Annotated in this window: 18 protein-coding genes; 10 read left to right on the top strand and 8 right to left on the bottom strand. The window is 68.0% G+C overall.

All coding sequences use genetic code 11. The annotated features are described in order from the left end of the window. Nucleotides 1-48 precede the first annotated feature (48 nt). Nucleotides 49-642: a 3'-5' exonuclease gene (locus B0920_RS09505; protein WP_078032265.1), complete on the bottom strand. Its 594-nt coding sequence runs from the start codon at nt 640-642 to the stop codon at nt 49-51. Further along, nucleotides 639-1,034, bottom strand: coding sequence for a ProQ/FINO family protein (locus tag B0920_RS09500; RefSeq protein ID WP_143745771.1), 396 nt, complete (start codon nt 1,032-1,034; stop codon nt 639-641). The genes B0920_RS09505 and B0920_RS09500 overlap by 4 nt, the downstream gene beginning before the upstream one ends. A gap of 786 nt (nt 1,035-1,820) precedes the next feature. Here B0920_RS09500 and rpoD point away from each other — a divergent pair. Further along, nucleotides 1,821-4,451, top strand: coding sequence for an RNA polymerase sigma factor RpoD (gene rpoD, locus B0920_RS09495; RefSeq protein WP_179119132.1), 2,631 nt, complete (start codon nt 1,821-1,823; stop codon nt 4,449-4,451). A 140-nt stretch (nt 4,452-4,591) separates the two neighbouring features. Continuing rightward, entirely contained in the window at nt 4,592-5,560 is a 969-nt protein-coding gene (locus B0920_RS09490; protein ID WP_078032264.1) for an IS1595 family transposase, read from the top strand. Nucleotides 5,561-5,603: 43 nt separating this feature from the next. On the opposite strand, the gene B0920_RS09485 is transcribed toward B0920_RS09490, so the two are convergent. After that, complete coding sequence (locus B0920_RS09485; protein WP_078032263.1) at nt 5,604-6,494, bottom strand: LysR family transcriptional regulator; 891 nt, start codon at nt 6,492-6,494, stop codon at nt 5,604-5,606. Between the two features lie 122 nt (nt 6,495-6,616). Between B0920_RS09485 and B0920_RS09480 the strand changes: the two genes are divergently transcribed. The 3 genes from B0920_RS09480 to B0920_RS09470 all read left to right on the top strand — a co-directional run bounded on the left by B0920_RS09480 (nt 6,617) and on the right by B0920_RS09470 (nt 11,054). Next, nucleotides 6,617-7,783 (top strand): L-dopachrome tautomerase-related protein, encoded by a 1,167-nt coding sequence (locus B0920_RS09480; protein ID WP_078032262.1) that lies wholly within the window; start codon nt 6,617-6,619, stop codon nt 7,781-7,783. Between the two features lie 56 nt (nt 7,784-7,839). Then, entirely contained in the window at nt 7,840-8,640 is an 801-nt protein-coding gene (locus B0920_RS09475) for a transporter (RefSeq protein WP_218669348.1), read from the top strand. 242 nt (nt 8,641-8,882) lie between these two features. Beyond that, nucleotides 8,883-11,054, top strand: coding sequence for a family 10 glycosylhydrolase (locus B0920_RS09470; protein ID WP_078032261.1), 2,172 nt, complete (start codon nt 8,883-8,885; stop codon nt 11,052-11,054). 255 nt (nt 11,055-11,309) lie between these two features. On the opposite strand, the gene ppc is transcribed toward B0920_RS09470, so the two are convergent. Further along, nucleotides 11,310-14,105: a phosphoenolpyruvate carboxylase gene (gene ppc, locus B0920_RS09465; RefSeq protein WP_078032260.1), complete on the bottom strand. Its 2,796-nt coding sequence runs from the start codon at nt 14,103-14,105 to the stop codon at nt 11,310-11,312. A 110-nt stretch (nt 14,106-14,215) separates the two neighbouring features. Here ppc and hemC point away from each other — a divergent pair, with 110 nt between their 5' ends. The 5 genes from hemC to ppa all read left to right on the top strand — a co-directional run bounded on the left by hemC (nt 14,216) and on the right by ppa (nt 19,038). After that, nucleotides 14,216-15,226, top strand: coding sequence for a hydroxymethylbilane synthase (hemC, locus tag B0920_RS09460; protein ID WP_078032259.1), 1,011 nt, complete (start codon nt 14,216-14,218; stop codon nt 15,224-15,226). Then, nucleotides 15,219-15,980: a uroporphyrinogen-III synthase gene (locus tag B0920_RS09455; RefSeq protein WP_078032258.1), complete on the top strand. Its 762-nt coding sequence runs from the start codon at nt 15,219-15,221 to the stop codon at nt 15,978-15,980. The genes hemC and B0920_RS09455 overlap by 8 nt, the downstream gene beginning before the upstream one ends. Before the next feature lie 2 nt (nt 15,981-15,982). Further along, nucleotides 15,983-17,164 carry a uroporphyrinogen-III C-methyltransferase gene (locus B0920_RS09450; protein WP_078032257.1) on the top strand — a complete coding sequence of 394 codons (1,182 nt, stop codon included), beginning with the start codon at nt 15,983-15,985 and terminating at the stop codon, nt 17,162-17,164. A 3-nt stretch (nt 17,165-17,167) separates the two neighbouring features. Then, complete coding sequence (locus tag B0920_RS09445; RefSeq protein WP_078032256.1) at nt 17,168-18,364, top strand: heme biosynthesis protein HemY; 1,197 nt, start codon at nt 17,168-17,170, stop codon at nt 18,362-18,364. A 134-nt stretch (nt 18,365-18,498) separates the two neighbouring features. Next, nucleotides 18,499-19,038 (top strand): inorganic diphosphatase, encoded by a 540-nt coding sequence (gene ppa, locus B0920_RS09440; protein ID WP_078032255.1) that lies wholly within the window; start codon nt 18,499-18,501, stop codon nt 19,036-19,038. A gap of 203 nt (nt 19,039-19,241) precedes the next feature. Here the strand turns inward: ppa and B0920_RS09435 are convergent, their stop codons facing one another. From B0920_RS09435 to B0920_RS09420, 4 genes are all read right to left on the bottom strand, one after another. Beyond that, nucleotides 19,242-20,672, bottom strand: coding sequence for a PA domain-containing protein (locus B0920_RS09435; RefSeq protein WP_078032254.1), 1,431 nt, complete (start codon nt 20,670-20,672; stop codon nt 19,242-19,244). Then, nucleotides 20,659-21,147 (bottom strand): post-PEP-CTERM-1 domain-containing protein, encoded by a 489-nt coding sequence (locus B0920_RS09430; protein ID WP_078032253.1) that lies wholly within the window; start codon nt 21,145-21,147, stop codon nt 20,659-20,661. The genes B0920_RS09435 and B0920_RS09430 overlap by 14 nt, the downstream gene beginning before the upstream one ends. 30 nt (nt 21,148-21,177) lie before the next feature. Then, nucleotides 21,178-21,840 (bottom strand): choice-of-anchor J family PEP-CTERM protein, encoded by a 663-nt coding sequence (locus B0920_RS09425; RefSeq protein ID WP_179119131.1) that lies wholly within the window; start codon nt 21,838-21,840, stop codon nt 21,178-21,180. 386 nt (nt 21,841-22,226) lie between these two features. Then, nucleotides 22,227-23,303 carry a branched-chain amino acid ABC transporter permease gene (locus B0920_RS09420; protein WP_078032251.1) on the bottom strand — a complete coding sequence of 359 codons (1,077 nt, stop codon included), beginning with the start codon at nt 23,301-23,303 and terminating at the stop codon, nt 22,227-22,229.

The following is a 23,303-nucleotide window of genomic DNA, read 5'->3' as shown; positions in this document are numbered from 1 at the left end:
CGATGCCCATATGTCTTCGGCATCAGCCCCTGTTGGCCCGGGGGCGGCTTAGCCGCCGCGGCTGGCCGACCAGTGGCGGTAGATCTTGAGCGCCACGTGGGCGTCGTCGGCCGCGTACAGCACCTGCTTCTCGCTCAGGCGCGGCAGCGCCCAGTTGGTGGTGGTGATGCGGCGCGATTTCTGCAGGCGCTGGCCGAAGAAGCGCGCCACCGCGGTCCTGGCGCCCAGGGTGTTGCGCTCGCCCCGGCGCAGGGCGGTGGACAGGTCGAGCACGTTGCGCGGTTCGATGCCGAGCTTGGTGCGCAGGCGGCGCAGGTCGTCGCCCAGGCCGAAGCCGACCTTCAGGATGCGTTCCGATTCGAGCACCGGCTTGAGGACGGTGAGGGCGGTGGCGTTGCCGGCCGCGCTGGCGGTCTGGAACAGGTAGGCCATGTCGTCGGTGGCCAGTTGCACCAGGTGCGGCCCGGTCGAGACTTCGCCCTTGGCGAAGGTGGGCTTGGATTCCGTGTCGAAGCCGATCGCGTCGGCCGCGCTCAGGGCCGTGAGCGCCGCCGCCGCCTCGGCGTCGGTGCGGACGATGCGTACGTCGGCCAGCCCGATGCCGACATAGGGTGGAAGCAGCTCGTCCGCGTCGTCGCTCATCCGTTGCGCGAGAACTTGTTGGCCAGGGCCTGCAGCTTTTCCTGGCGCTTGCGGTTCGCTTCTTCCTCGGCGGCGGCCTCGCGCTCGGCCTTCTTGCGTTCCGCTTCTTTCTTGAAGCGTTGCTGCAATTGTTCCTTGGCGTGCTGGCGGTGGGTGTCGGTCACCTCGGCGCCCGGGGTGCCGTCCAGGTCGTAGCGGATCTTGGCTTTTTCCATGGCGCGCAGGTAGCGCATGGAGCCGGTGTGGATGCCCAGGGCGGCGCGCATGGTCTTGCGGTCCAGGCCGGGCATCTTGGCCAGCAGCTGCTTGTCGATGCCGATCGCCAGGGGCAGGCAGTCGCGGAAGGCGGGGTACTCCTGCTGGAGCTGCTTGAGCAGGGCGCGGGCCGACAGGGCCGGCGCCTTGGCTTGGGCTCCCGCGTTCGCGTTCGCCTTGGTCTCGGCCTTGGCTTGGACGTCCGCTTCCGCATTCGCGTTCGCTTCCGCTTCCGCGTCCGCGTTCGCGTCCGCCGGGGCCTGGGCTTCCGGCTGGGCTTGCGCTGCCTCCTTGGCCTCGGGTGCGGGGGCTGGGCTGGCGTCCGGGGCAGGGGTGAGGTCGGCGGACTCTGCAGGGGTATTGGTATTCATTGACTTCATGGTAAGAACGGGAATGCGAAGGATAGCATGGCGATCGGGCGCGTATTGTACTTGTTCCAACGAATACTGTCGGGTTTTCCACGAGGGCTCGCCGGCACGGGGCCGGGAAATCGTGTATGATCCGCCCCTTGCCTTGCGTATGGCTTGCGCCGACGCAGAACCGAAAGGGGAACCGAGGAGGCTTGCCACTATAAGAATTGTGTATATCCCTTATCGGATATTTCAATTATCACCAATTCTTTCTTTGGGGCATAATGCTGCCTTCCCTCTATTCTTCTAGAACAATAGATGCAAGCCCGTCGCGATAACGGGCTTTTTTTCGTTCCGACATGCACACCGCGATTTTGACCACCGACGTTTCCACGATCCTTCGCCGCCCCGGCCCCTGCCGTGCGCGAGAAATGCGGAAATTCGTGCTTGAAGTCCGCCTGTCCGCCCTAAGCTAGGGCCCCTTCCGACCCCGTTTGCCAGGGCCCGCGCCGCGGGTCTTGCTGGATTATTGACTTCGCAGGCGCGCCACCCGCCTCGACTGGAGAGCTTTAGATGAAGAACACCGCCAAGACATTGACACTGACAGCGAAAAAAGCACCGGCCAAGAGCTCGGCGCCGCTGGCAGTGCCGAAAACCGCGACCTCCTATTTCCTCGAGACGGAGGCTGCGGCGAAGGTGACGGTGGTCAAGACCCGTTCGCGCCTTGCTGCGCTCAAGGCCGTCGAAACGGCCCAGGTCGCCGAGCCCGTAGCGGTGGAAACCGCAGCGGTCGCCGAAGCGCCGGTCGAAACGATGGCGGTCGCCGCGGATCCGGTCGTCGAGGCCGCGAACGATGCCGAGGATTACCTGCCCGCCGCGCCGGCCACGCCGGCCGCGCCGCCGGTGATCGTGCGCAAGCGCGGCAAGCTGGCCAGCCTGAAGGCGGCCGCCGAGCCGGCCGCAGCCGAGCCGGTGGAGGAAGCTGTCGCCGCCGCAGCCCCCGCGGCCGAAGCAGCCCCGGCCGATGAAGCGCCGGCGCCCAAGACGCGCACCCGCGCCGTGCGCCGCGTCGAGACCCCGGCTGCCGCCGCGCCGACCGCCGTGGGCGCGGTCAGCCAGACCACCGACGCCGCCGCCCTGGCCCAGATCGACACCTCCGGCTATCTGCTGCCCCAGGTGAAGGTGCCGGGCCGCCGCGGCCGCAAGCCGAGCGAATTCATCCCCGAGAACGACGAGGTCGCGGCCCTGAACGCGGTCGAGCGCGCCGAACTGAAGGCGGCCTCCAAGCTGCGCGAGCGCAAGGCCAAGGGCCTGGTCACCCTGAACGAAGCCGGCTTCTCGGCCGAGGAACTGGAAAAGCGCCGCCAGCAGCTGAAGAACCTGATCAACATGGGCAAGGAGCGCGGCTACCTGACCCATGCGGAGATCAACGACCACCTGCCGGAAAACATCATCGATCCGGAAGCGATCGAAGGCATCATCGCGACCTTCAACGACATGGGCATCGCGGTCTACGAGCGCGCGCCGGAAGCGGAAATGATGCTGCTGTCGGACCAGGCCGTGACCCCGACTTCGGAAGACGAAGTCGAGGCCGCCGCCGCGACCGCGCTCTCGACCGTGGATTCGGACTTCGGCCGCACCACCGACCCGGTGCGCATGTACATGCGCGAGATGGGCGCGGTGTCGCTGCTGACCCGCGAAGGCGAGATCGAGATCGCCAAGCGCATCGAGGAAGGCCTGAAGGACATGGTGCAGGCGATCTCGGCCTGCCCGGTGACGATCTCGGAAATCATCGCCCTGTCGCACAAGATCGCCAGCGACGAGCTGAAGATCGACGACGTGGTGGACGGCTTCGTCGACCTGAACGAAGCCTCGGCGCCGGCCGCCGCTTCCTCCTCCTCGGATGACGAGGACGAGGAAGAGGTCGAGGACGAAGAAGAAGAGGGCAGCGCCGGCGGCGCCGCGGCCGGCTACTCGGCCGAACAGCTGGCCGCTCTGCGTAAGAGCGCGCTGGAAAAGTTCGCCGTGATCGAGAAGCAGTTCGACCTGATGGGCCACGCCTTCAAGACCCAGGGCTACGGCTCCCAGGCCTACAACGACGCCCAGGAAGTGATCTCGAACGAGCTGCTGGGCATCCGCTTCACCGCCAAGGTGGTCGAGAAGCTGTGCGACAGCCTGCGCGGCCAGATGGACGAAGTGCGCGCCATCGAGCGCGCGGTGCTGGACATCTGCGTGAACCGTTGCGGCATGCCGCGCGCCCACTTCATCAAGGTCTTCCCGGGCAACGAGACCGACCTGCAATGGGGCGACCGCGAAGTCGACTGCGCCTACCCGTACAGCGCGGTGCTGAGCCGTAACCTGCCGGCCATCAAGGAACTGCAGCAGCGCATGATCGACCTGCAGGCGCGCGTGGCGCTGCCCCTGGCCGACCTGCGCAAGATCAACAAGCAGATGGCGGCGGGCGAGAAGCGCGCGCGCCAGGCCAAGCGCGAAATGACGGTGGCCAACCTGCGCCTGGTGATCTCGATCGCGAAGAAGTACATCAACCGCGGCCTGCAGTTCCTCGACCTGATCCAGGAAGGCAACATCGGCCTGCTGAAGGCGGTCGACAAGTTCGAGTACCGTCGCGGCTACAAGTTCTCGACCTATGCGACCTGGTGGATCCGCCAGGCGATCACGCGCTCGATCGCGGACATGGCCCGCACCATCCGCGTGCCAGTGCACATGATCGAGACCATCAACAAGATGAACCGCATCTCGCGCCAGATCATGCAGGAAACCGGCAGCGAGCCGGACCTGCCGACCCTGGCGGCCAAGATGGAAATGCCGGAGAACAAGGTTCGCGAGATCATGAAGATCGCGAAAGAACCGATTTCGATGGAAACCCCGATGGGCGAGGACGGCGATTCGCAGCTGGGCGACTTCATCGAGGACAACGCCACCCTGGCGCCGCTGGACGCCGCCCTGCACGCCTCGATGCGCAACGTGATCAAGGAAGTGCTGGACTCGCTGACCCCGCGCGAAGCCAAGGTGCTGCGCATGCGCTACGGCGTCGAGATGTCGAACGACCACACGCTGGAAGAAGTCGGCAAGCAGTTCGACGTGACCCGCGAGCGTATCCGCCAGATCGAAGCCAAGGCGATGAGCAAGCTGCGCCAGCCTTCGCGCTCGGACAAGCTCAAGACCTTCCTGCACAATAACTAAGTCCTCGCGCAGGATTCAAGAAGCCGCCCGGTTCGCCAGGCGGCTTTTTTTTAGGCGCTGTCACCGTTAGCTATGGATGAGTACTGAACTGCTGAGCTGCTTGGTGGTCCAAGCCCTGTCATCTCTCGACAGGAGCGATCATGAAGGCGCCAGGGTTCCAGAAGTGGTTCGCCAAACTGCCGTCGCTGAACCAGCCGCAGCGTCTGCGCGTGCTCGACGCGCTGCGGCCGGCGGCCGGGCTGGTCCAGATCGTTGCGCTGCTCACGGTAATCCGCGCGGCGGACCGGCGCTGTCCCCGCTGCGCCAGCCCGTCGTGGCACCGTCACGGTCACGCCAATGATCTGCAACGCTACCGTTGCCGCGAGTGCGGCCGCACGTACAACGACCTGAGCGGCACGCCGCTGGCGCGCTTGAGGCTGCGCGGCAAGTGGTGCGAATACCTTCAGGCCTTGCTGGCATCGCGGCCCGTTCGGGCGGCAGCCGGCGAGGTCGGCGTGCACCGCAACACCGCCTTTCGCTGGCGCCACCGCTTCCTGGACCAGGTCAAGCACGACCGGCCGGCGCGCTTGAGCGGCATCGTCGAAGCCGATGAAATGTTCCTGCTCGAATCGCAAAAGGGAGCGCGCAAGCTCGGCCGGCCTGCGCGCAAGCGGGGCGGCGCGGCCAGCAGGAGGGGAATCTCGCGCGAACTCGACTGTATTCTGGTGGCGCGCGATCGCGGCGGCCAGACTATCGATGCCGTTACCGGACGCGGCGCTCTCAAGGCACGGCAACTCACGCACCATCTGCTGCCGAAACTCGACCCGCAGGCGCTGTTGGTCACCGATTCGAACGCCGTCTACCGGGCCTTTTCGCGCCAGCATGGCATTGCGCACGAGGCGGTGAACCTGTGCGCTGGCGTGCGGGTCCGGGCCGGCGCTTCAGGCGCCATCCACGTTCAAAACGTGAATGCCTATCACCACCGTTTCCGGGACTGGCTGGCGCGCTTTCACGGCGTGGCTTCGCGCTACCTGCCGAACTATCTGGGCTGGCGCTGGGCGCTCGATGGCGGACGGATCAATACTGACGAGCAATTGCTGCGCATCGCAATCGGAGTCATCAACACTTAACGGTGACAGCGCCTTTTTTACGCCTGCCGCGGCGGTCCAGCGATCAGGGTGTGCGCCGCATCTCGCGTTTCATGAAGTCGACCCAGACCCTCACCTTGGCCGGCGCCAGGCTGCGCTCCGGATAGACCGCATACAGCTTCAGTTCGGGCCGCGCCACCTCGGCCAGCACCTCCACCAGCCGTCCCTCGTCCAGTTCGGGCCGGGCCACGAACTCGGGCAGCACGCCGATGCCCAGGCCGTCGAGGATGAAGGACTTCATGAAGGGCGTGCTGTTCACCCGCATCGCCCCGTCCACGCTGACATAGGGCTGGTCCTCGGTCTGCAGCGGCCAGCGGTTGCCCGCGTTGGCATAGGCGTAGACGAAGCAGCGGTGACGCGCCAGCTCGCCCGGCGTGGCAGGGGCGCCGTGTCGCTCCACGTAGGCGGGAGAGGCGCACACCACGATGCGGTAGCTGGCCAGCGAGACCGCGATGTAGCTGGAGTCGCGGAACTGGGTGGACAGGCGCAGGCCGCAATCGAAACCCCCTTCCAGCAGGTCGACCTGCTGGTCGCTCAGGTGCAGGTCGAGTTCCAGCTCCGGGTACTGGCGCGCGAAGCGGCTCATGAGCGGGCCGAGGCGGGCATTGGCGAAGGCCAGCGGCAAATTGATGCGCAGCTGGCCCTTGGGGCGCTGGCCCAGGTCCGCCACCAGGGCGTCCGCTTCCTCGGTGAGCGCCAGGATCCTGCGGCACTGGGCCAGGTAGGCGGCGCCGGCATCGGTGAGCTGCAGGCGGCGCGTGGTGCGTTGCAGGAGCTTCGCGCCGAGGCTGTCCTCGAGCTGCTGGAGCAGTTTGCTGACGTAGGAGCTGGACAGCTCCATTTCTTCCGCCACGCGCGAAAAGCTCCCCAGGTCCGCAATGCGTACGAAGACGCGCATGGCGACGAACCGGTCCATTTCCTTGCTCCTTCCTGTGGATTATCCACTGACAGTGGACCGTGATTCTACCGCGAGGCCGTTCACGGCAGGGCCGGGAAGCTGGATGATGGCGGCCTCGCACCTTCAACAGGAAACAGAACATGAAAAAACTCATTCTCGCGCTCGGCACGGCTTTCCTCGCTACCGGCGCCGTGCATGCCTTCGAGACCCAGGGCGGCCTGGAAGCCTGGCGCAGCTACCGTGGCGTGAGCTGGGACGGCCAGCGCTTCGCCGGCTCGACCCAGGCCCCGATCGCCGGGCTCCACTTCGACCGCGCCGGGCGCGCCTTTGTGAGCACGCCGCGCCTGCTGTCCGGCGCCGCGCCCGCCACCCTCAGCCTGCTCGACCTCGAGCGCCAGGACGGACTCGCCCACCTGCGCGCCTTCCCCTCGGTGGAGGGGAACGCCGTCGCGGGCCCGGCCGGGGAAGCGCTGCGTAATGTCCTCGGCTTCTATGTGGACGACCGCAATGGCTGGGTGTGGGTGCTGGACATGGGCTTCGTCGCCGGCGAGGCCGAAGCGCCGCGCGGCGCGCAGAAACTGAATGTCTACGAGCAGGCGAGCGGCAAGCTGGTCAAGAGCATTCCGCTCGACGGGGTGGCCGACCGCAAGGGCAGCTTCCTGAACGACGTCGCGGTCGACGAGGGCCGCAGGCTGGCCTATCTGTCCGACAGCGGCGTGCGCAGCGCGCCCGACAACCAGGCCGGCATCATCGTGGTCGACTTCGCGGCCGGCAGCGCGCGCCGCGTCCTGCACCGCCATCCGAGCGTGCTGCCCGAGCCGGGCGCGAAGGTGGTCTCGCACGGCGTCGAGGCGCTGCCCGGCCAGCCGCTGCGCATCGGCATCAACGGCATCGCGCTGTCGCCGGACGGGCAGACCCTGTACTGGACCGTCACCACCGGCACCGGCCTGTACGCGGCGCCGGCGGCCCTGCTGCGCGATCCGGCCGCGGCGCCGGCCACGGTGGGCGCGTCGGTGCGCCGGGTGGCCGACATCGGCGGCAACACGGACGGCATCGCCTTCGGCGCGGACGGACGGCTGTACGTCACGAATGTCACGCGCAACGGCATCACGGCCTTCGATCCGGCCAGCGGCAAGCTGGCCGGCGCCTGGTCGCACGAGGCGATCTTCTGGCCCGATACCGCCGACGCGCGTCCGGACGGCCTGTACTTCGTCGTCAACCACCTGAACGGGCATTTCGCCGGCGCGGTCAAGGAAGGGGAGGAGCGCTACGCCATCTGGCGCCTGGCGACGCCGGCCGCGCGCTAGCGGCCGCCGCGCGGCGGTGGTAAGGTGCACCCATCCGTATTGACCGATGAGCCATCATGCACCTGCCCACCTGGCCAAAGCTGTTCGCCATGACCGGTTTCCTGTGCGCCGCGCCCCTGGCGCTGGCGCTTGATGACGGCATCGTCACCGACCGCCCGGATTTCGTCGAATCGAGCCTGGTGGTGGGCAAGGGCCGTCTCCAGGTCGAGACCAGCCTGCTGCTGGAACGCGACCGCAACCCGCAGGCAAGGGCGCGCAGCGTGTCCACGCCGACCTTGCTGCGGGTCGGCGTGGGCGACACGCTGGAGTTGCGGGCAGAGACCGATGGCCGGGTCCGCGCCCGCCAGTTCGAGGCTGCCAGCGGCGTCACCGAACGCGCGCTTGGCTACGCCGACACCGCCCTCGGGCTGAAATGGCATGCGCTGGATGCGGAGGGCGGCCGTCCTTCGGTGGGCGTGCTGCTGCATGCGGACCTGGACAGCGGCTCGCGCGCCTTTCGCGGCGAGGGCGTGCGGCCTTCGCTGCGCGTGGCGGCCGAGTGGGACTTGGCGCGCGACTGGTCGCTGGGCGTGATGCCGGGGATCGGCCAGGAGCGCGACGAGGACGGCCGGCGCTACCGCTACGGCATCCTCGGTGTGGTGCTGGGCAAGGAGCTCGGGGAGGGTTTGCGCGGCTTCGCCGAACTGGCGCTGCCGCAGATCGCGCGTGGCCGCCACGGCGGCACCCAGGCCAGCTTCGACCTCGGCGCCGCCTGGCTGCTGTCTCGCGACTGCCAGCTCGACGCCATGTTCTCGCGCGGCCTGAACGGCCGCACGCCCGATACCGCGTTCACGGTCGGCCTGTCGTTCCGGCGCTAGCCGGACTGCGGGCGGTTGCCGCCGCCGGTGAAGCGGATGGACCTCGCCCGCCGGCGAATGTGTCCGGATTGCCGCTCATGCATTCAAGTTATGCAACACATGTGCAAAATCATTGGTTGCAAAAAATGCACGGGCGTAAGCTCCGCTGAAGATGGCCGGCCTGTGGCGGGGAGACACGGCGCAGGGTGGCCACAGGCGCATCGGCTCGGTGCGTCGACTTCAACCCTGCAAAAAACCACAACATGCACAAACTTTTGCTTGCCGCGGCAGCCACGATGCTGGCCGCTTCGATCTCCCATGCCGGCGCCCAGGAGGCCTCGCCCAAGCGCGAACTGCGCGGCGTGTGGATCAGCACCCACCTGAGCCTGGACTGGCCGAACCGCCTCCAGACGCCCGCGCAGCAGCGCGCGGCGCTGGCGGCGATCCTCGACCACAACAAGGCGACCGGCATGAACGCGGCCTTTTTCCAGGTGCGCAGCCAGGCCGACGCCATGTACCCGAGCGCGTACGAACCCTGGTCCTACTACCTCACCAACCAGCAGGGCAGCGCGCCGGCGCCGGCCTGGGATCCGCTCCAGTACGCCCTGGAAGAGACCCGCAAGCGGGGCCTGGAATTCCACGCCTGGATCAATCCCTATCGCGCGGTGGCCAACACCGCCAGCGAAGCCAACAACGCGCAGTACGCGCCCAATCACGTGTCGCGCACCCATCCGGAATGGCTGCTGCAAGTGGGCACGGTGAAGATCTTGAACCCCGGCCTGCCGCAGGTGCGCGAACACGTCGTCAAGGTCATCACGGACATCGTCGAGCGCTACGACGTCGACGGCATCCATTTCGACGACTACTTCTATCCGAATGGGGCCATCAACGACGACGCGGCCTACCAGGCCGACCCGCGCGGCTTCCCCGACACGGCGGCGGGCCGGGCCGACTGGCGGCGCGACAACATCGACCTCCTGATCGCGCGCGTGAACGACAGCATCCGCGCCGCCAAGCCCTGGGTGAAGTTCGGCGTTTCGCCCTCCGGCATCTACCGCAGCAGCACCGATCCGGCGATCGGTTCGCCGACCTCGAGCGGGGCGTCCCAGCACTACCTCAGCATGTTCGCCGACACCCGCAAATGGATCCGCGAGGGCTGGGTGGACTACCTGGCGCCCCAGGTCTACTGGTACATGGGGCAGGCCGGTTCCGACTACAGCCTGCTGGTCCCCTGGTGGAACGACAACGCCTACGAGCGCCACATGTACATCGGGATCGCGGACTACAAGATGAACACCGCCGGGTGGACCGATCCGAACCAGATCAACCGCCAGATCGCCCTGAACCGCTCCCTGCCAGGGATCTCCGGACAGATCCACTTCCGCCACGCCTTCCTGCAGGGCGACCTGCTCGGCTACCGCAGCAGCCTGATGAACGCGACCTACAAGCGGCCGGCCCTGCTGCCCCTGATGCCCTGGAAGGGGACGGCGACGCCGTCCGCACCAGGCGCTCTGGCGGCCAGCGTCGCGCAGGACAATGCGGTGCAGCTCAGCTGGGACGCGCCGGCCGAGGCCGCGGACGAGATGGAAAAGACCCGTCGTTACGCGATCTATCGCGGCGAGCAGCGCGACATGGACCTGGACGCGCCCGGCGCGCTGCTGGCCGCCACCGACGCGGCCGGCACGGTCTTCATCGACAAGAGCGTCGAGGCGGGCAAGTATTACTACTACACGGTCACGGCCCTGAACCGCCACAGCGCCGAGAGTCCACGCGCCGCCCCGGTCAGCAACGACTTCGAGCCGCCGATGGTGCGCACGCGCCCAGCCTCCGTCACCCTGGCCAATGGCGCGGCCTCGATCACGGCGGCGGAGGTCGATGGCGGCAGCAGCGACAACTGGGGCGTCGAGTCGCTCAGCCTGTCGCGCGCCAGCTTCTCTTGCGCGGACATCGGGATCCAGTCGGTAGCGCTGACGGTGCTCGACAAGGGCGGCAATACGGCGAGCGGCGAGGCCAGCGTGCAGGTGAACGGTGTGCAGCCGCAGCCGCTGGTAGCGAGCAGCGCGCCGCAGGGGCTGACTTTGGGCTACGGGCCGCAGAGCGTGACGCTGACCGTGAGTGACAAGGATGGAGCGGCGGCCGAGTATGCCTGGAGTCCGGCGACCGGTTTGTCGAGCGCGAGCGGGCCGGTGACGACGTTTACGCCGACTGGGCCCGGGACCTTCAGCTTCACGGTGCAGGCGGCGAGCGCCCAGGGGTGCTATGCGCAGGCTAGCGTGACGGTGCCTGTCATCGATGCGCGCTGCGAAGGGGGGAAGGTGGCGGTTTGCCACAAGACGGGTAGTGCGTCGCATCCGGGGCAGCAGATCTGCGTGGCGCCGGAGGCGGTGGAGGCGCATCTGCGCAAGGGAAGTACGCTGGGGGTCTGCGGGTCTTGAGTGGGGCAGGTGGTGGTTCCAGAAACTTGGGTCACCGCGGGGCCGCCGAGGCCTGCGCGGGGACGACGTGCTGAGGTCGGCTATGCTCTTTGGCAGCTCCGTCGCGCCGGCACTGCAGGGCACGACTTTCCGGCACTGCCGATTACGGCCTCGTGCCCCAGCACGTCGTCCCCGCGCAGGCGGGGACCCAAGTTTGTATCAACGCCCGAGGCGCGAATCAACGCCCGAGGCGCGAAACCCCGGCCAACACCGCGCTCAGCCCGTATTACGCAATCCCGCCGCCACCCCATTGATCGACAGGTGAATCCCCCGATTGACGCGCGGATCCACATTGTCGGCCAGCTTGCGGCGCCGATGGATCAGCTCCACCTGCAGGTGGTTGAGCGGGTCCAGGTAGGCGAAGCGGTTCTGGATCGAGCGCGCCAGCAGCGGGTTGCCGGCCAGGCGCTCGCTGGCGCCGGTGATCGCCTCGAGGCAGCGCAGGGTCTCGCCATGCTCGGCCGAGATGCGGCGGAAGATGCGCTCGCGCAGCTCCACGTCCGCCACCAGCCCGGCGTAGCGCGAGGCGATCGCCAGGTCGGTCTTGGCCAGCACCATGTCCATGTTCGACAGCAGGGTGGCGAAGAAGGGCCACTCGCGGAACATGGTGCGCAGCAGTTCCAGCCTGCTTTCGCGCTCGCCTTCGGCCAGCCAGCCGCTCACCGCGGCGCCGAAGCCGAACCAGCCCGGCAGCAGCAGGCGGCACTGGCCCCAGGAGAAGCCCCAGGGAATCGCGCGCAGGTCTTCGATGCGGCGGGTCGACTTGCGCGAGGCCGGACGCGAACCGAGGTTCAGCTCCGCGATCTCGGCGATCGGGGTGGCGGCGAAGAAGTAGTCGGTGAAGCCAGGGGTCTCGTACACCAGGTTGCGGTAGGCCTTGTAGGCGCGCTCGGACAGCTCGGCCATCACGCCCTCGAAGCGCGCCAGGGTCGCGGCCTGGGCGGCGTTGCCCGACTGCGGGCTGAGGCTGGCCTCGAGCGTCGCCGCCACCAGCAGCTCAAGGTTGCGGCGGCCGATCTCGGGGTTGGAGAACTTGGAGGCGATGATCTCGCCCTGTTCGGTCAGGCGGATCTGGCCGTTGACGGTGCCCGGCGGCTGGGCCCGGATCGCGTCGTAGCTCGGACCACCGCCGCGGCCCACGGTGCCGCCGCGGCCGTGGAACAGGCGCAGCTTGACGCCTTTTTCGGCGAATACCTGCACCAGCTTGAGTTCGGCCTGGTAGAGCTCCCAGTTCGAGGTCAGGAAACCGCCATCCTTGTTCGAGTCGGAGTAGCCGAGCATGACTTCCTGCAGCCGGCCCTGCTTCTCGATCACGCTGGCCACCAGCGGGATCGACATCCACTCGGCCATGATGCCGGCCGCGCGCTGCAGGTCGGGGATGGTCTCGAACAGCGGGATCACCATGGCGTCGCAAGCGGCGCCGGAGACGCGCATTAGGCCGGTCTCCTTCTGCAGCAGCAGGACCTCGAGCAGGTCGGACACGGTCTCGGTGTGCGAGATGATGTAGTTGCGGATCGCGCGGTTGCCGTAGCGCAGGCGGATTTCGCGCGCGGTGCGCAGGATCGCCAGCTCGCTGTTGGTCTCGTCGCTGTATTCCTCGTAGGGCGTGTACAAGAGGCGCGGCTGCTTCAGCTCGGCCAGCAGCAGGTCGACCTTCTGGTCCTCGTGCAGGGCGGCGTAGTCGTCCTCGACGCCGGCGCGCGCGAACAGCTCGGCCAGCACCCGCTCGTGCACGTCCGAACTCTGGCGCATGTCGAGCGAGGCCAGGTGGAAGCCGAAGATGCGCGCGGCCCGCATCAGGCCCGCGAGGCGCGGACGGATCAGCATCGCGCCGTGGTTGTCGCGCAGCGAGCTGGCCAGCACCTCGAGGTCGGCCGCGAACAGCTCGGGGTCGAGGTAGGGCGCGGCGTGGCCGACTTCCTTGCGCAGGATGTGGCCCACGCCCAGTTCGCGCGCGGTGGCCGCGAGGCGGGCGTAGATGCCGACCAGGGCGCGGCGGTAGGGCTCGTCGCTGCGGTGGGGCGAATTGTCGGTGGAGGCGTCGGCCAGGGCTTCCAGGGCCGGGCTGACGCTCACGAGCAGGGTCGAGGCCGACAGTTCCGCGCCCAGCGCGTGCACTTCCTCGAGATAGAAGTCGAGGATGGTGGTCGACTGCCGGGTCAGCGCGTGGCGCATGGTGTCGGCGTTGACGTTCGGGTTGCCGTCGCGGTCGCCGCCGATCCAGCTGCCCATCTGCAGGTAGTTGGCGTTCTCGAGGCGCGCGCCGGCGCTGCCGTAGTGGGCCGCGATCTCGCATTCGATGTCGTCGTACAGGGCCGGCACTTCGCGCAGGAAGGTGATACGGTAGTAGGACAGGGCGTTGTCGATCTCGTCGGCCACGGTCAGCTTGGAGTAGCGCAGCATGCGGGTCTGCCACAGGGTGGCGATGCGCGCGTGCAGCATCTGCTCGTTGCGCTGGCGTTCCTTGGGCGTGAGCGGCAGGTCGCGCTCGGCCAGCAGGCGGGCGATGTCGTGCTCGGCGTCCAGGATGCTCTTGCGCTGCACCTCGGTCGGGTGGGCGGTCAGCACCGGGGAGATCAGGGCGTCCTTGAAGAAGCCCTCGACCGTTTCCTGGCTCACGCCGGCGTCGACCAGCTTGCCCAGCGCATAGGCCACGCTGCCGGCCTGGGCGCGCGAACCCTGGAGCAGGTGGGCGCGGCGGCGGCGGTTGTGGTGCTGGTCCTCGGCGATGTTCGCGAGGTGCGAGAAATACGAGAAGGCCCGCACCACCGAGATGGTCTGTTCGCGGGTCAGTTTGTGCAGCAGGGTGGTGAGCTCTTCGCCCGCCTTGGGGTCCGCTTCGCGGCGGAAACGGACCGCGGTCTGGCGGATGGTCTCGACGACGTCGAACACGTCGTCGCCTTCCTGGTCGCGCAGCACGTCGCCGAGAATGCGGCCGAGCAGGCGAATGTCTTCTTTCAGGGGCGCATCCTTGTCAGCGCCGAGTACTTCTTGTGCAGCTAGGTTGTCCATATCGACCACAAATTGAATAGATTGTGCTATGGCGGTTGGCCATGGTCTGCAAGAGGGCGCATGATAAAATTTGTGATCTTATGCATGAGCCGGTTACTGGCATCGTCCGGATGGGCTCAACGACAGTGAAAGAATCCGTGTTGAAAGCTACTGAATCGGCGCCCAAGGCGCCCGCGAAACTGATTATCGCATCCCGAGAGAGCCGCCTAGCCATGTGGCAGGCGGAACACGTCCGCGATCGTCTCGCCGCATTATATCCGCACTGCAGCGTAGAAATTCTAGGAATGACAACACGGGGCGACCAGATCCTGGACCGCACCCTGTCCAAGGTTGGCGGCAAGGGCCTGTTCGTCAAGGAACTGGAAGTCGCCATGGCCGAGGGCCGCGCCGACCTGGCCGTGCACTCGCTCAAGGACATGCCGATGGAGCTGCCGGAAGGCTTCGAACTGGCCGCCGTGACGGAACGCGAAGACCCGCGCGACGCCTTCGTCTCGAACGACTATGCCAGCCTGGACGCGCTGCCGGCCGGGGCCGTGGTCGGCACCAGCAGCCTGCGCCGCCAGGCCCTGATCTCGGCGCGCTACCCCCACCTGGTGATCCAGCCGCTGCGCGGCAACCTCGACACCCGCCTGGGCAAGCTCGATCGCGGTGACTACGCGGCCATCATCCTGGCCGCGGCTGGCCTCAACCGGCTGGGCATGGCGGGGCGCATCCGCGCGCTGCTCGAGCCGGAATACAGCCTGCCGGCGGCCGGGCAGGGCGCCATGGGCATCGAGATCCTGAGCGCGCCGCGCAGCGACGGCGTCGACCTGCGCGCCGTGCTGGCCGCGCTCAACCACCAGGACACCGAGCGCGCGGTCATGGCCGAGCGCAAGGTCTCGCGCATCTTCGGCGGCAGCTGCCAGATCCCGCTGGCCGCCTTCGCCCAGGTCGAGGGCGAGGAACTGCGCCTGCGCGCCATGGTCGCCACCCCGGACGGCAAGCGCGTCGCCAGCGGCGAGGTGCGTGGCCCGGCCGACCGCCCGGAACTGCTGGGCGAGCAGGTCGCGGCGCTGCTGGACAGTCAGGACGCGCATGGGATCCTGGCGGCCTGCCGCCAGGAAGCCGCCCTGGATGCCTGAAGTCGTCATCACCCGGCCGCAAGCCCAGGCCGAGCCGCTGGCCCGGGCCGTGGCCGCGCTCGGCCTTAGGCCGGTGCTGCTGCCGCTGCTGGACATCGCCCCGGTCGAGGACCCCGCCACGCTGCGCGCCGTGCTGGCGCGCCTGCCGGAATTCGCGCTGGTGGCCTTCGTGTCGCCGAATGCGGTGGACGCCGCCTTCGCCCACCTGGACGGCTGGCCGGCCGGCGTGGCGGCGGCGGTGGTGGGGGAGGGCAGCCGGCTGGCGCTGGCGCGCCACGGGGTAACGGATGAGAACGCCACCATCCACTGCCCGGCCGAGGGCGAGGCCAGCGATTCGGAACACCTGCTGGCCACGCTCGACCTGGCCGCCCTGCGCGGGCGCCGGGTCCTGATCGTGCGCGGCGACGGCGGGCGCGAACTGCTGGCCGACAGCCTGCGCGCCGCCGGCGCCCTAGTGGAGACGGTGACCGCCTACCGGCGCCGCGTCCCGCCCTTGAGCCCGCCCCTTGCCGAACGGCTGAACGCCTTGCTGGCGCAGCCAAACGACTGGATAATCACGAGCTCCGAAGCCCTGCGCGGGCTGGCCGGGCTGGTCCGGGAGCTCGACCCCGACGCCGGACTGGCGCGCCTGCGCAGCCAGCACCTGATCGTGCCCCACGCCCGCATCGCCGACACCGCGCGCGAACTGGGATGCGCGCACGTCACGCTGACAGGTTCCGGAGACGCACGCCTACTTGCCGCGCTACAATCATAAGAATGAACGAACTGCCACATCAACCAGACCACCCCGAGCCCTCCGGCGCCCCGGCCCCGAGCCTGCAGAAAGCCGAGCCGGCGCCGGCACAGCCGCAGCCACAGCCGCAGCCGCAAGGCCCCTCGCAGGGCGCCGGCGGCGCACGCGCGGCAGGCCGTGGCCTGTTCCAGACCCTGCAGCAGCCGCTGCCGCTGGCGCTGGTGGCGCTGGCCGTGCTACTGGCGGTGCAGACCATCTCCTCGCACAGCCGCATCAACAGCCTGCGCAAGGACATGGCCCAGAGCCTGCAGAAAGGCAATGCCGTGAACGCCGAGACCGCCGCGCTGGCGCGCGAGGTGTCGGACCAGGCCAAGGAGCTCCAGATCAAGGTCGGGGTGCTGGAAAGCCGCCAGAGCGAGGCCCAGAGCCAGCAACTGGCCCTCGAGCAGCTCTACCAGGACTTGTCGAAGAACCGCGACGAGTGGGCGCTGTCGGAGATCGAGCAGGTGCTGTCCACCGCCAGCCAGCAGTTGCAGCTGGCCGGCAACGTGCAGGGCGCCCTGATCGCGCTGCAGAACGCCGACCGCTCGCTGTCGCGCTCGGACAAGCCGCAATTCCTCACCATCCGCCGCGCGATCGCGGCCGACATCGAAAAGCTCAAGGCCACCCCGGCCGTGGACATGGCCGGCGTCGCCCTGCGCCTGGACAATGCGATCGCCCAGATCGATACCCTGCCGATGGTCTCCAGCGAGCAGCCGCTGCTGCCGGCCGCGCCGCTGCGCAGCACCCGCAAGAAGGAAGAGGAGCCCAAGGCCGCCCTGACCGTTGGCGAGCGCCTGACCCAGACCTGGCGCAACTGGAGCCAGGAGATGTGGGACGACGTGCGGCAACTGATCCGCGTGCGCAGCGTCGAGCAGCCGGAGGCGCTGATGCTGTCGCCGAGCGAATCGTATTTCGTGCGCGAGAACCTCAAGCTGCGCCTGCTGAACGCCCGCCTGGCCCTGCTGTCGCGCAACGAGGCGACCTTCCGCGACGACCTCGAGACCGCCCAGGAAACCCTGCTCAAGTATTTCGACACGCGCGCCCGCGCCACCCAGTCGGTGCAGGCGGCGCTGCGCCAGGTGCAGGCCAACAACCTGCAGATCGAGATGCCGACCCTGGCGGACAGCCTGAACGCCGTGCGCAACTACAAAGCGAAGCAATAAGCCATGCGTTTACTCCTCTGGTTAGTCGCGCTGATGGCCGCCGCCATCGGCATTGCCGTGACCGCGCGCTTCAATCCGGGCAATGTGGTGCTGTTCTATCCGCCGCACCGGATCGACATGTCGCTCAACCTGTTCGTGGTGCTGCTGGTCCTGCTGTTCGTGGTGCTGTACGGCCTGGTGCGGGCGCTGAACGCCACCGTCAGGATGCCGGAGCGGGTCGCCGCCTACCGCCAGCGCAAGCGTGAGCGCGAAGGCAACAAGGGCTTGCGCGACGCGCTCAAGGCCTTGTTCGAGGGCCGCTTCGGCCACGCCGAGAAGGCCGCCATGCGCGCCGCCGAACTGCCCGAGAACGCCGGCCTGGCGGGCCTGATCGGGGCCCGCGCCGCCCACCGCATGCGCGAACCGGCGCGCCGCGACGCCTGGCTGGCCGGCATCGCCCACGACGCCTCGCTCAAGACCGCGCGCCTGATGACCGTGACCGAGCTGTTGGTCGACGACCACCAGCCCGAGGCGGCGCTGGAGGCCGTGGCCGAGCTGAACGCCAGCGGCCAGCGCCACATCCACGCCCTGCAGTGGGCCATGAAGGCCAACCAGCAGGCGCGCAACTGGCCCGAGGTGCTGCGCCTGGTGCGCATCCTGGACAAGCGCAAGGCCCTGCATCCGGCGCTGTCGACGCGCCTGCGCGAGATGGCCTATGAAGCCCTGCTGGGCGAGCCGGGCCACGACGCCGAATCGATCCGCCGCGTGTGGGCCACGGTGCCGGCCCAGGACCGCAGCGTGCCCTATATTGCGGCGCGCGCCGCCACCGCCTTCAACGCGCGCGGCCTGCACGACGAGGCGCGCGCCATCGCCGAGGAGGCGCTCAAGGCCAACTGGGACGAGCGCGTGGTGCGCGCCTACCGCGACGCCGCCAGCCCGGCCGGCTCGCCCTCGCTGCTGGCCCAGATCGAGAGCTGCGAGACCTGGCTCAGGGCCCGTCCGAACGATCCCGAGCTGGCCCTGACCCTGGGAGCGCTGTGCCTGAAACAGAAACTGTGGGGCAAGGCCCAGCGCTACCTGGAGGGAGCCTTGTCGGACGCGACCGAGGCCGGCATGGTGCGCGAGGCGCACCTGAAGCTGGCCCAGATGCACGAGGCGCTGGGCCAGGAGCAGGGGGCGGCCTACCACTATCGCCAGTGCGCGCTGGCCAGCATCCTCTGACGACATCACGCCGCGCGCCGGCAGGTCCGGCGTCCGCCCCCTGAGGGACGGGACACTGCTGCGCCGCACAAGCGATAGCGCATTCGCTATAATGGCGCTCTATTATTGATTCTTCAGCAACCAAGGACTCCTCCATGAGCTTGAACAACGTCCCAGCCGGCAAAGACGTGCCGAACGACTTCAACGTCATCATCGAAATCCCGATGAACGCCGACCCGGTCAAATACGAGGTCGACAAGGACAGCGGCGCGATCTTCGTCGACCGCTTCATGGGCACCGCGATGCACTATCCGTGCAACTACGGCTACGTGCCGCAGACCATCGCCGATGACGGCGACCCCTGCGACGTGCTGGTGATCACTCCCTTCCCGCTGCCGCCGGGCGTGGTGGTGCGCTGCCGCGCACTGGGCGTGCTGAAGATGACCGACGACGGCGGCGGCGATGCCAAAGTGATCGCCGTTCCGGTCGAGAAGGTCCTGCCGATGTACAAGAAGATCCAGAAGCTGGAAGACCTGGAAGAGCTGCGCCTGCAGCAGATCCAGCACTTCTTCGAGCACTACAAGGACCTGGAGCCGGGCAAGTGGGTCAAGATCGAAGGCTGGGCCGATGCCGAAGCCGCCAAGGCCGAGATCACCAACGGCGTGGCCGCATTCAAGCAGAAGAGCCAGGCGTAATCCCGCCACGCTTCATGCGCAAAGGCCGGCGCCCCTCGGGGCGGCCGGCCTTTTTGCTGTGCGGCCATCGGCGACCGGCCGCCAGCTGCCTGCCGCAGACCGGCAGCCTCGGCGGCCGCTCACTGCCCGTCGCCTGAGCCGGGCACGCACTACCGGCCACTGACTATGTCACATACTACGGGCAACTCACCACCAGCCGCGCATTACCAGCCAATATCGCGCAGCAGCGGATAGGTCAGGTCGCGCGGCGGCGTCACCACGTGCTCCAGGTCCGAACTGATGGATGGCTCCATCAACTGGTTGGGACGCGCCTCGGTGGTGTAGTGAGACACCGATGAACCGGGCTGATGCGTGGTGGGCGTGTACATCAGGATGCGGTTGTCCGAGTCCGCGCCGGCCAGCCGCGTGGTGCTCGCACCCAGTGCGGCGACCACTCCCGAGCGGGTGCGCGAGCGGTACTGCAGGGCGGTCTTGAGGCGGAGCCCGTCGGCCTGGGTGACGCGCACCGAGGGGATGGTGATCGACGCGTCCACGCCGTTCATGCCGGCGACCTCGCCGGGCGCATTGTCGGCCACTACCATCCCGATGGCGCCGGCGGCCTGCAAGTTGCGCGCCTTGTCGGTGAAGCCGCAGCCGCCGCCGCGGTCGACCAGGGCCACGTTGCCGCGCACTGCCAGGACGTTGGCGGGAGTGAGGGCGGCACAGGCGTAGCCGAGGCCGTTCGCCTGGTCGACCACGGGCATCAGCTGTCCGCGTACCACGACCGCACTCAGCGGCGGGCCGAAGGAGGCGGTGCCGACCGCATAGGAGCCGGCGGCATCGCCCGCGACCCGTCCGGTGATGCGCAGCACCGGCGCCGGCGCCAGCACGGCCGGGACGGCCGCGGTCACGTTGGGACCGTTCCAGGACAGGCGGCGCCAGTTGATGGCGGAAGCGGCGCGCTCGGCGTTGCTCATCTGGGCCCAGGTCTGCTCGGTGCGGTTGTCGACCAAAAAGTGATCCCATACCGAGGGAATGCCCCGGATCTGCCGGCCGCTGGCGCCACTGGTATAGGTCTGGAAACCGAGACCATGGGCCATCTCGTGCAGCAGGACGGTGACCAGGTCGATCTGGCTGCCCGCGTTATTGTCCAGGCCGAGGTAGAAGGTCAGGCCAGGCACGCAATCGGGGAACAGGCCGAGCCGCGAATTGAAGCGGGCGACGATGTGCGCATCGGCCGGGTCGCTGACGTCGAATCCGACCAGTTTGCTGGCCAGCGCGCTCGGATACCAGGTATTGGCGCGCGGTGCGTTCGGAAAGTCGGTCCAGATTTCATTGGCGCCGGCCGAACCGAGCACGGCACCCGTCGTGGTGCAGTTCAGGGGCACGAAGGAGGCGCCGACCCGGATCGGGACCGGACTGCTGAGCGTGGCGCCCCAGATCTCGGCGGCGCGCTGGAAGGCGATCAGGCGCTGCTGGCCCAAGGTGGTGCCCATGTTGCCGCCGACGGGCGTCGCCGGGGTGGGGTCGTTGAAACCGACGCCGGGTTCGTTCTGGTTGATGATGAGGACGGTCGCGGCATGGGCGCCGGCGAGGACGAACAGGGAGGAGAACAGCGCGGCGGCGGCGCGCAGCAGGGCGTTAGCGGCTCTCATGGTCCTGGGTCTCCTTGCTGTCGCTGGAATGGGAATGCTGCAGGGCCCGGTCGGCGGCGTCTGCGCCGTGCACGCAATGCCGCTCGAGCCTGCCTTTGCCGTCGCGGGTCACGACCGAGTACACCAAGCCGCTCTCGCCCAGCTTCACGTGGCGGCTGCCGTCGGCCCCGGTGATGAGCTGGTGCTGCGGGGGTGTCGCCCTGGCGCTGCTTGCGCTGCCCGCGCTGCCCGCGCTGCTCGTGATGGCCTGCATCTCGGCTTGGGTAGGGGCGCGCAGTTGACCGGTTTCCGGGTCGCGGACGACCACCATGCCTTCCGTGCGGGGAGGGGCCTCGGCGGGCTGCTGGCCGGACTGGGCGGCGGAAGGGGCGCTGGATCCGGCGGCGACGCCGCTCGTAGCCTGCGGGGTGGCGCAGGCCGCCGTACCCAGGGCCGCGAGGGGAAGGAAGATGCTGCTCAAGTACCGTGTTCGCATGGAGTTCTCCTGTTTGCTTGGCTTGCACGCTTATCTGGACAGACGCTGGCGGCGGCGGAGGAAGGCGAGCAGGCCGACTCCACCGGCGAGCATCGCCCAGCCGGACGGCTCGGGCACCGCGGTGACGACCTTTACGCTGTCCAGCCCGATGTAGTCGAGCTGCTCGGCGTCACCCAGGTAGCGGAATGCGAAGCGCCCTAGTCCTTGGACCGACAGGCTGGTAGTCCATTCCTGCCAGGCGCCGGGAAAGTCGCTGCCGCCGATGGTGAGGAGCAGCGTGTCGAAGCCGTCGGTCCCGTCGCCGCTGCCGGCGGCGAAACGCACTTCGAGCACATCGAGGCTGGTGGTGCTGGCGCGGTTGGTAAAGAAGGAAAGGGTGGTCAGCCCACTGAGGTCGAGCACGGGCGTGATCAGCCAGTTGTCGACCTCGCCGATCCCGTTGGCGGCGCCGAAAAAGTTGGTGGCGATATAGGCGTGGGAGGGTCCGGCCTGGGCGCCGAAGATGCCGGAATTGCCCTGGAACCAGCTCGCGCCAGGCGGGGTGCTGTCGTTGATCAGTTCCCAGTTGCTGAGGTCGGTCACGTTGTTGAAGCCCTCGTCGAGGACCTGGGCCGGCGCCGCGTGGCCGGCCAATGGAGCAAGCGCGGCCGCGACCAATGCGGCCGCCGCGATCTGGGATATCAGTCGCTTCATGGGGATGGATCCTTCACTGAGCCAGTAGGATGGTGGACCGCTCGCGCTGGCTGACGACGAGGCCATTGTTGTCTTTATCGTATGAGTAAAAAGACAAGGGATTTTGATATTTGACGAACAGGCTGAGCTGGGAATTCAGCTGGTCTCAAGCGAGGAGTGGGAACTTTTTGGAGCCCCGAGAACGTCGCTCCCGGCACTGCCGGGAAGGACTCGCCGCGCAGGCGGGGGACGAGCTTAAGCGTTGAGGCAAGGCATGTTCAGCCGGCCTCGAGCGATGAGTGGGGAACTTTTTGCAGCCTCAAAAAACGTCCTTCCCGGCAGTGCCGGGAAGGACGTCGATAGCAGTGCACAAAATGGCGGGAACTGAAGCGCTTTTCCGAGGCGCGTCAGCGCCGCGCGAAATAGGCGCGCAGCCTCAGCTTGCCGACGATCCCGATCGGGAAGAAATAGATCGACAGCACGAACAACACGCCCAGCCACAGCATCCAGCGGTCGGGATGCAGGGCGTTGGCCAGCAGCGGCACGCCTTCCAGCGCGCTCGAACCCGCCGCCATCAGCTCCTTCAGGTAGTTCTGCGCGATGATGAACAGCGCCGCGCCCACCACCGCGCCATACATCGTGCCCATGCCGCCGATCACCACGATCAGCAGGATGTCGGTCATCACCTCGAAGCCGAGCGAGGTCTTGGGGCCGACATAGCGCAGCCACAGGGCCATCAGGGCGCCCGCCAGGGCGGCGACCAGGGCGGCGAAGCAGTTGGCCCAGATGCGGTAGACCATGGTGCGGTAGCCCAGGGCCTCGGCGCGGAACTCGTTCTCGCGCACCGCCTGCAGCACCCGCCCGAAGGGCGAGTTCACCAGGCGCAGCAGGAACAGGAAGAGCAGCAGGCAGCCGAAGAACACGATGTAGTAGGTGATCAGCTTGCCGTCGATCGATCGTCCCAGCACCTCGTTCTCGAGCAGCTGGTAGCCGGGCGAGAGCAGCTCGGGCACGCTGAAGGTGATGCCGTCCTCGCCGCCGGTGAAGTCGGACAGCTGCGAGGCCAGCACCGCGAATGAGGAAGCCACCGCCAGCGTGATCATGGCGTAGAAGATGGCACGCACGCGCAGCGCGAACAGGCCGACCACCAGGGCCAGGGCCAGGGCCAGCAGCAGGGCCAGGCCGAGGCCGGCGAGGGCGGCGCTCCAGGTCGGCTCGTCCACCCGCGCCAGGCCCAGGCCGATGCCGTAGGCGCCGATGCCGTAGAACATGGTGTGGGCGAAGGAGACGATGCCCGTGTAGCCCAGTAGCAGGTCGTAGGAGGCGACCAGCACGATGTAGACGCAGATCGTGGCCGCCGTGTTGAGCGGGCGCGCGCCGGAGGTCAGGAAGGGCGCGAATGCCAGCCCGAACAGGATCAGGAGCAGGACCGCGCTCAGGATGCGGCTGCGCGGCTTGTCGCCGGAAAGAAGCTGGTGCAGCAT

Source organism: Massilia sp. KIM (assembly GCF_002007115.1).
In the GTDB taxonomy this organism is placed as follows: domain Bacteria; phylum Pseudomonadota; class Gammaproteobacteria; order Burkholderiales; family Burkholderiaceae_D; genus Telluria.
This window is presented reverse-complemented; position numbering and strand designations above follow the sequence as displayed.

Excerpts from the sequence above, each read along its gene's own strand:
- B0920_RS09505 (WP_078032265.1), bottom strand. The coding sequence starts at position 642 with ATGAGCGACGACGCGGACGAGCTGCTTCCACCCTATGTCGGCATCGGG.
- rpoD (WP_179119132.1), top strand. The coding sequence starts at position 1,821 with ATGAAGAACACCGCCAAGACATTGACACTGACAGCGAAAAAAGCACCG.
- B0920_RS09490 (WP_078032264.1), top strand. The coding sequence starts at position 4,592 with ATGAAGGCGCCAGGGTTCCAGAAGTGGTTCGCCAAACTGCCGTCGCTG.
- B0920_RS09485 (WP_078032263.1), bottom strand. The coding sequence starts at position 6,494 with ATGGACCGGTTCGTCGCCATGCGCGTCTTCGTACGCATTGCGGACCTG.
- B0920_RS09480 (WP_078032262.1), top strand. The coding sequence starts at position 6,617 with ATGAAAAAACTCATTCTCGCGCTCGGCACGGCTTTCCTCGCTACCGGC.
- B0920_RS09475 (WP_218669348.1), top strand. The coding sequence starts at position 7,840 with ATGCACCTGCCCACCTGGCCAAAGCTGTTCGCCATGACCGGTTTCCTG.
- B0920_RS09470 (WP_078032261.1), top strand. The coding sequence starts at position 8,883 with ATGCACAAACTTTTGCTTGCCGCGGCAGCCACGATGCTGGCCGCTTCG.
- ppc (WP_078032260.1), bottom strand. The coding sequence starts at position 14,105 with ATGGACAACCTAGCTGCACAAGAAGTACTCGGCGCTGACAAGGATGCG.
- hemC (WP_078032259.1), top strand. The coding sequence starts at position 14,216 with ATGGGCTCAACGACAGTGAAAGAATCCGTGTTGAAAGCTACTGAATCG.
- B0920_RS09455 (WP_078032258.1), top strand. The coding sequence starts at position 15,219 with ATGCCTGAAGTCGTCATCACCCGGCCGCAAGCCCAGGCCGAGCCGCTG.
- B0920_RS09450 (WP_078032257.1), top strand. The coding sequence starts at position 15,983 with ATGAACGAACTGCCACATCAACCAGACCACCCCGAGCCCTCCGGCGCC.
- B0920_RS09445 (WP_078032256.1), top strand. The coding sequence starts at position 17,168 with ATGCGTTTACTCCTCTGGTTAGTCGCGCTGATGGCCGCCGCCATCGGC.
- ppa (WP_078032255.1), top strand. The coding sequence starts at position 18,499 with ATGAGCTTGAACAACGTCCCAGCCGGCAAAGACGTGCCGAACGACTTC.
- B0920_RS09435 (WP_078032254.1), bottom strand. The coding sequence starts at position 20,672 with ATGAGAGCCGCTAACGCCCTGCTGCGCGCCGCCGCCGCGCTGTTCTCC.
- B0920_RS09430 (WP_078032253.1), bottom strand. The coding sequence starts at position 21,147 with ATGCGAACACGGTACTTGAGCAGCATCTTCCTTCCCCTCGCGGCCCTG.
- B0920_RS09425 (WP_179119131.1), bottom strand. The coding sequence starts at position 21,840 with ATGAAGCGACTGATATCCCAGATCGCGGCGGCCGCATTGGTCGCGGCC.
- B0920_RS09420 (WP_078032251.1), bottom strand. The coding sequence starts at position 23,303 with ATGCTGCACCAGCTTCTTTCCGGCGACAAGCCGCGCAGCCGCATCCTG.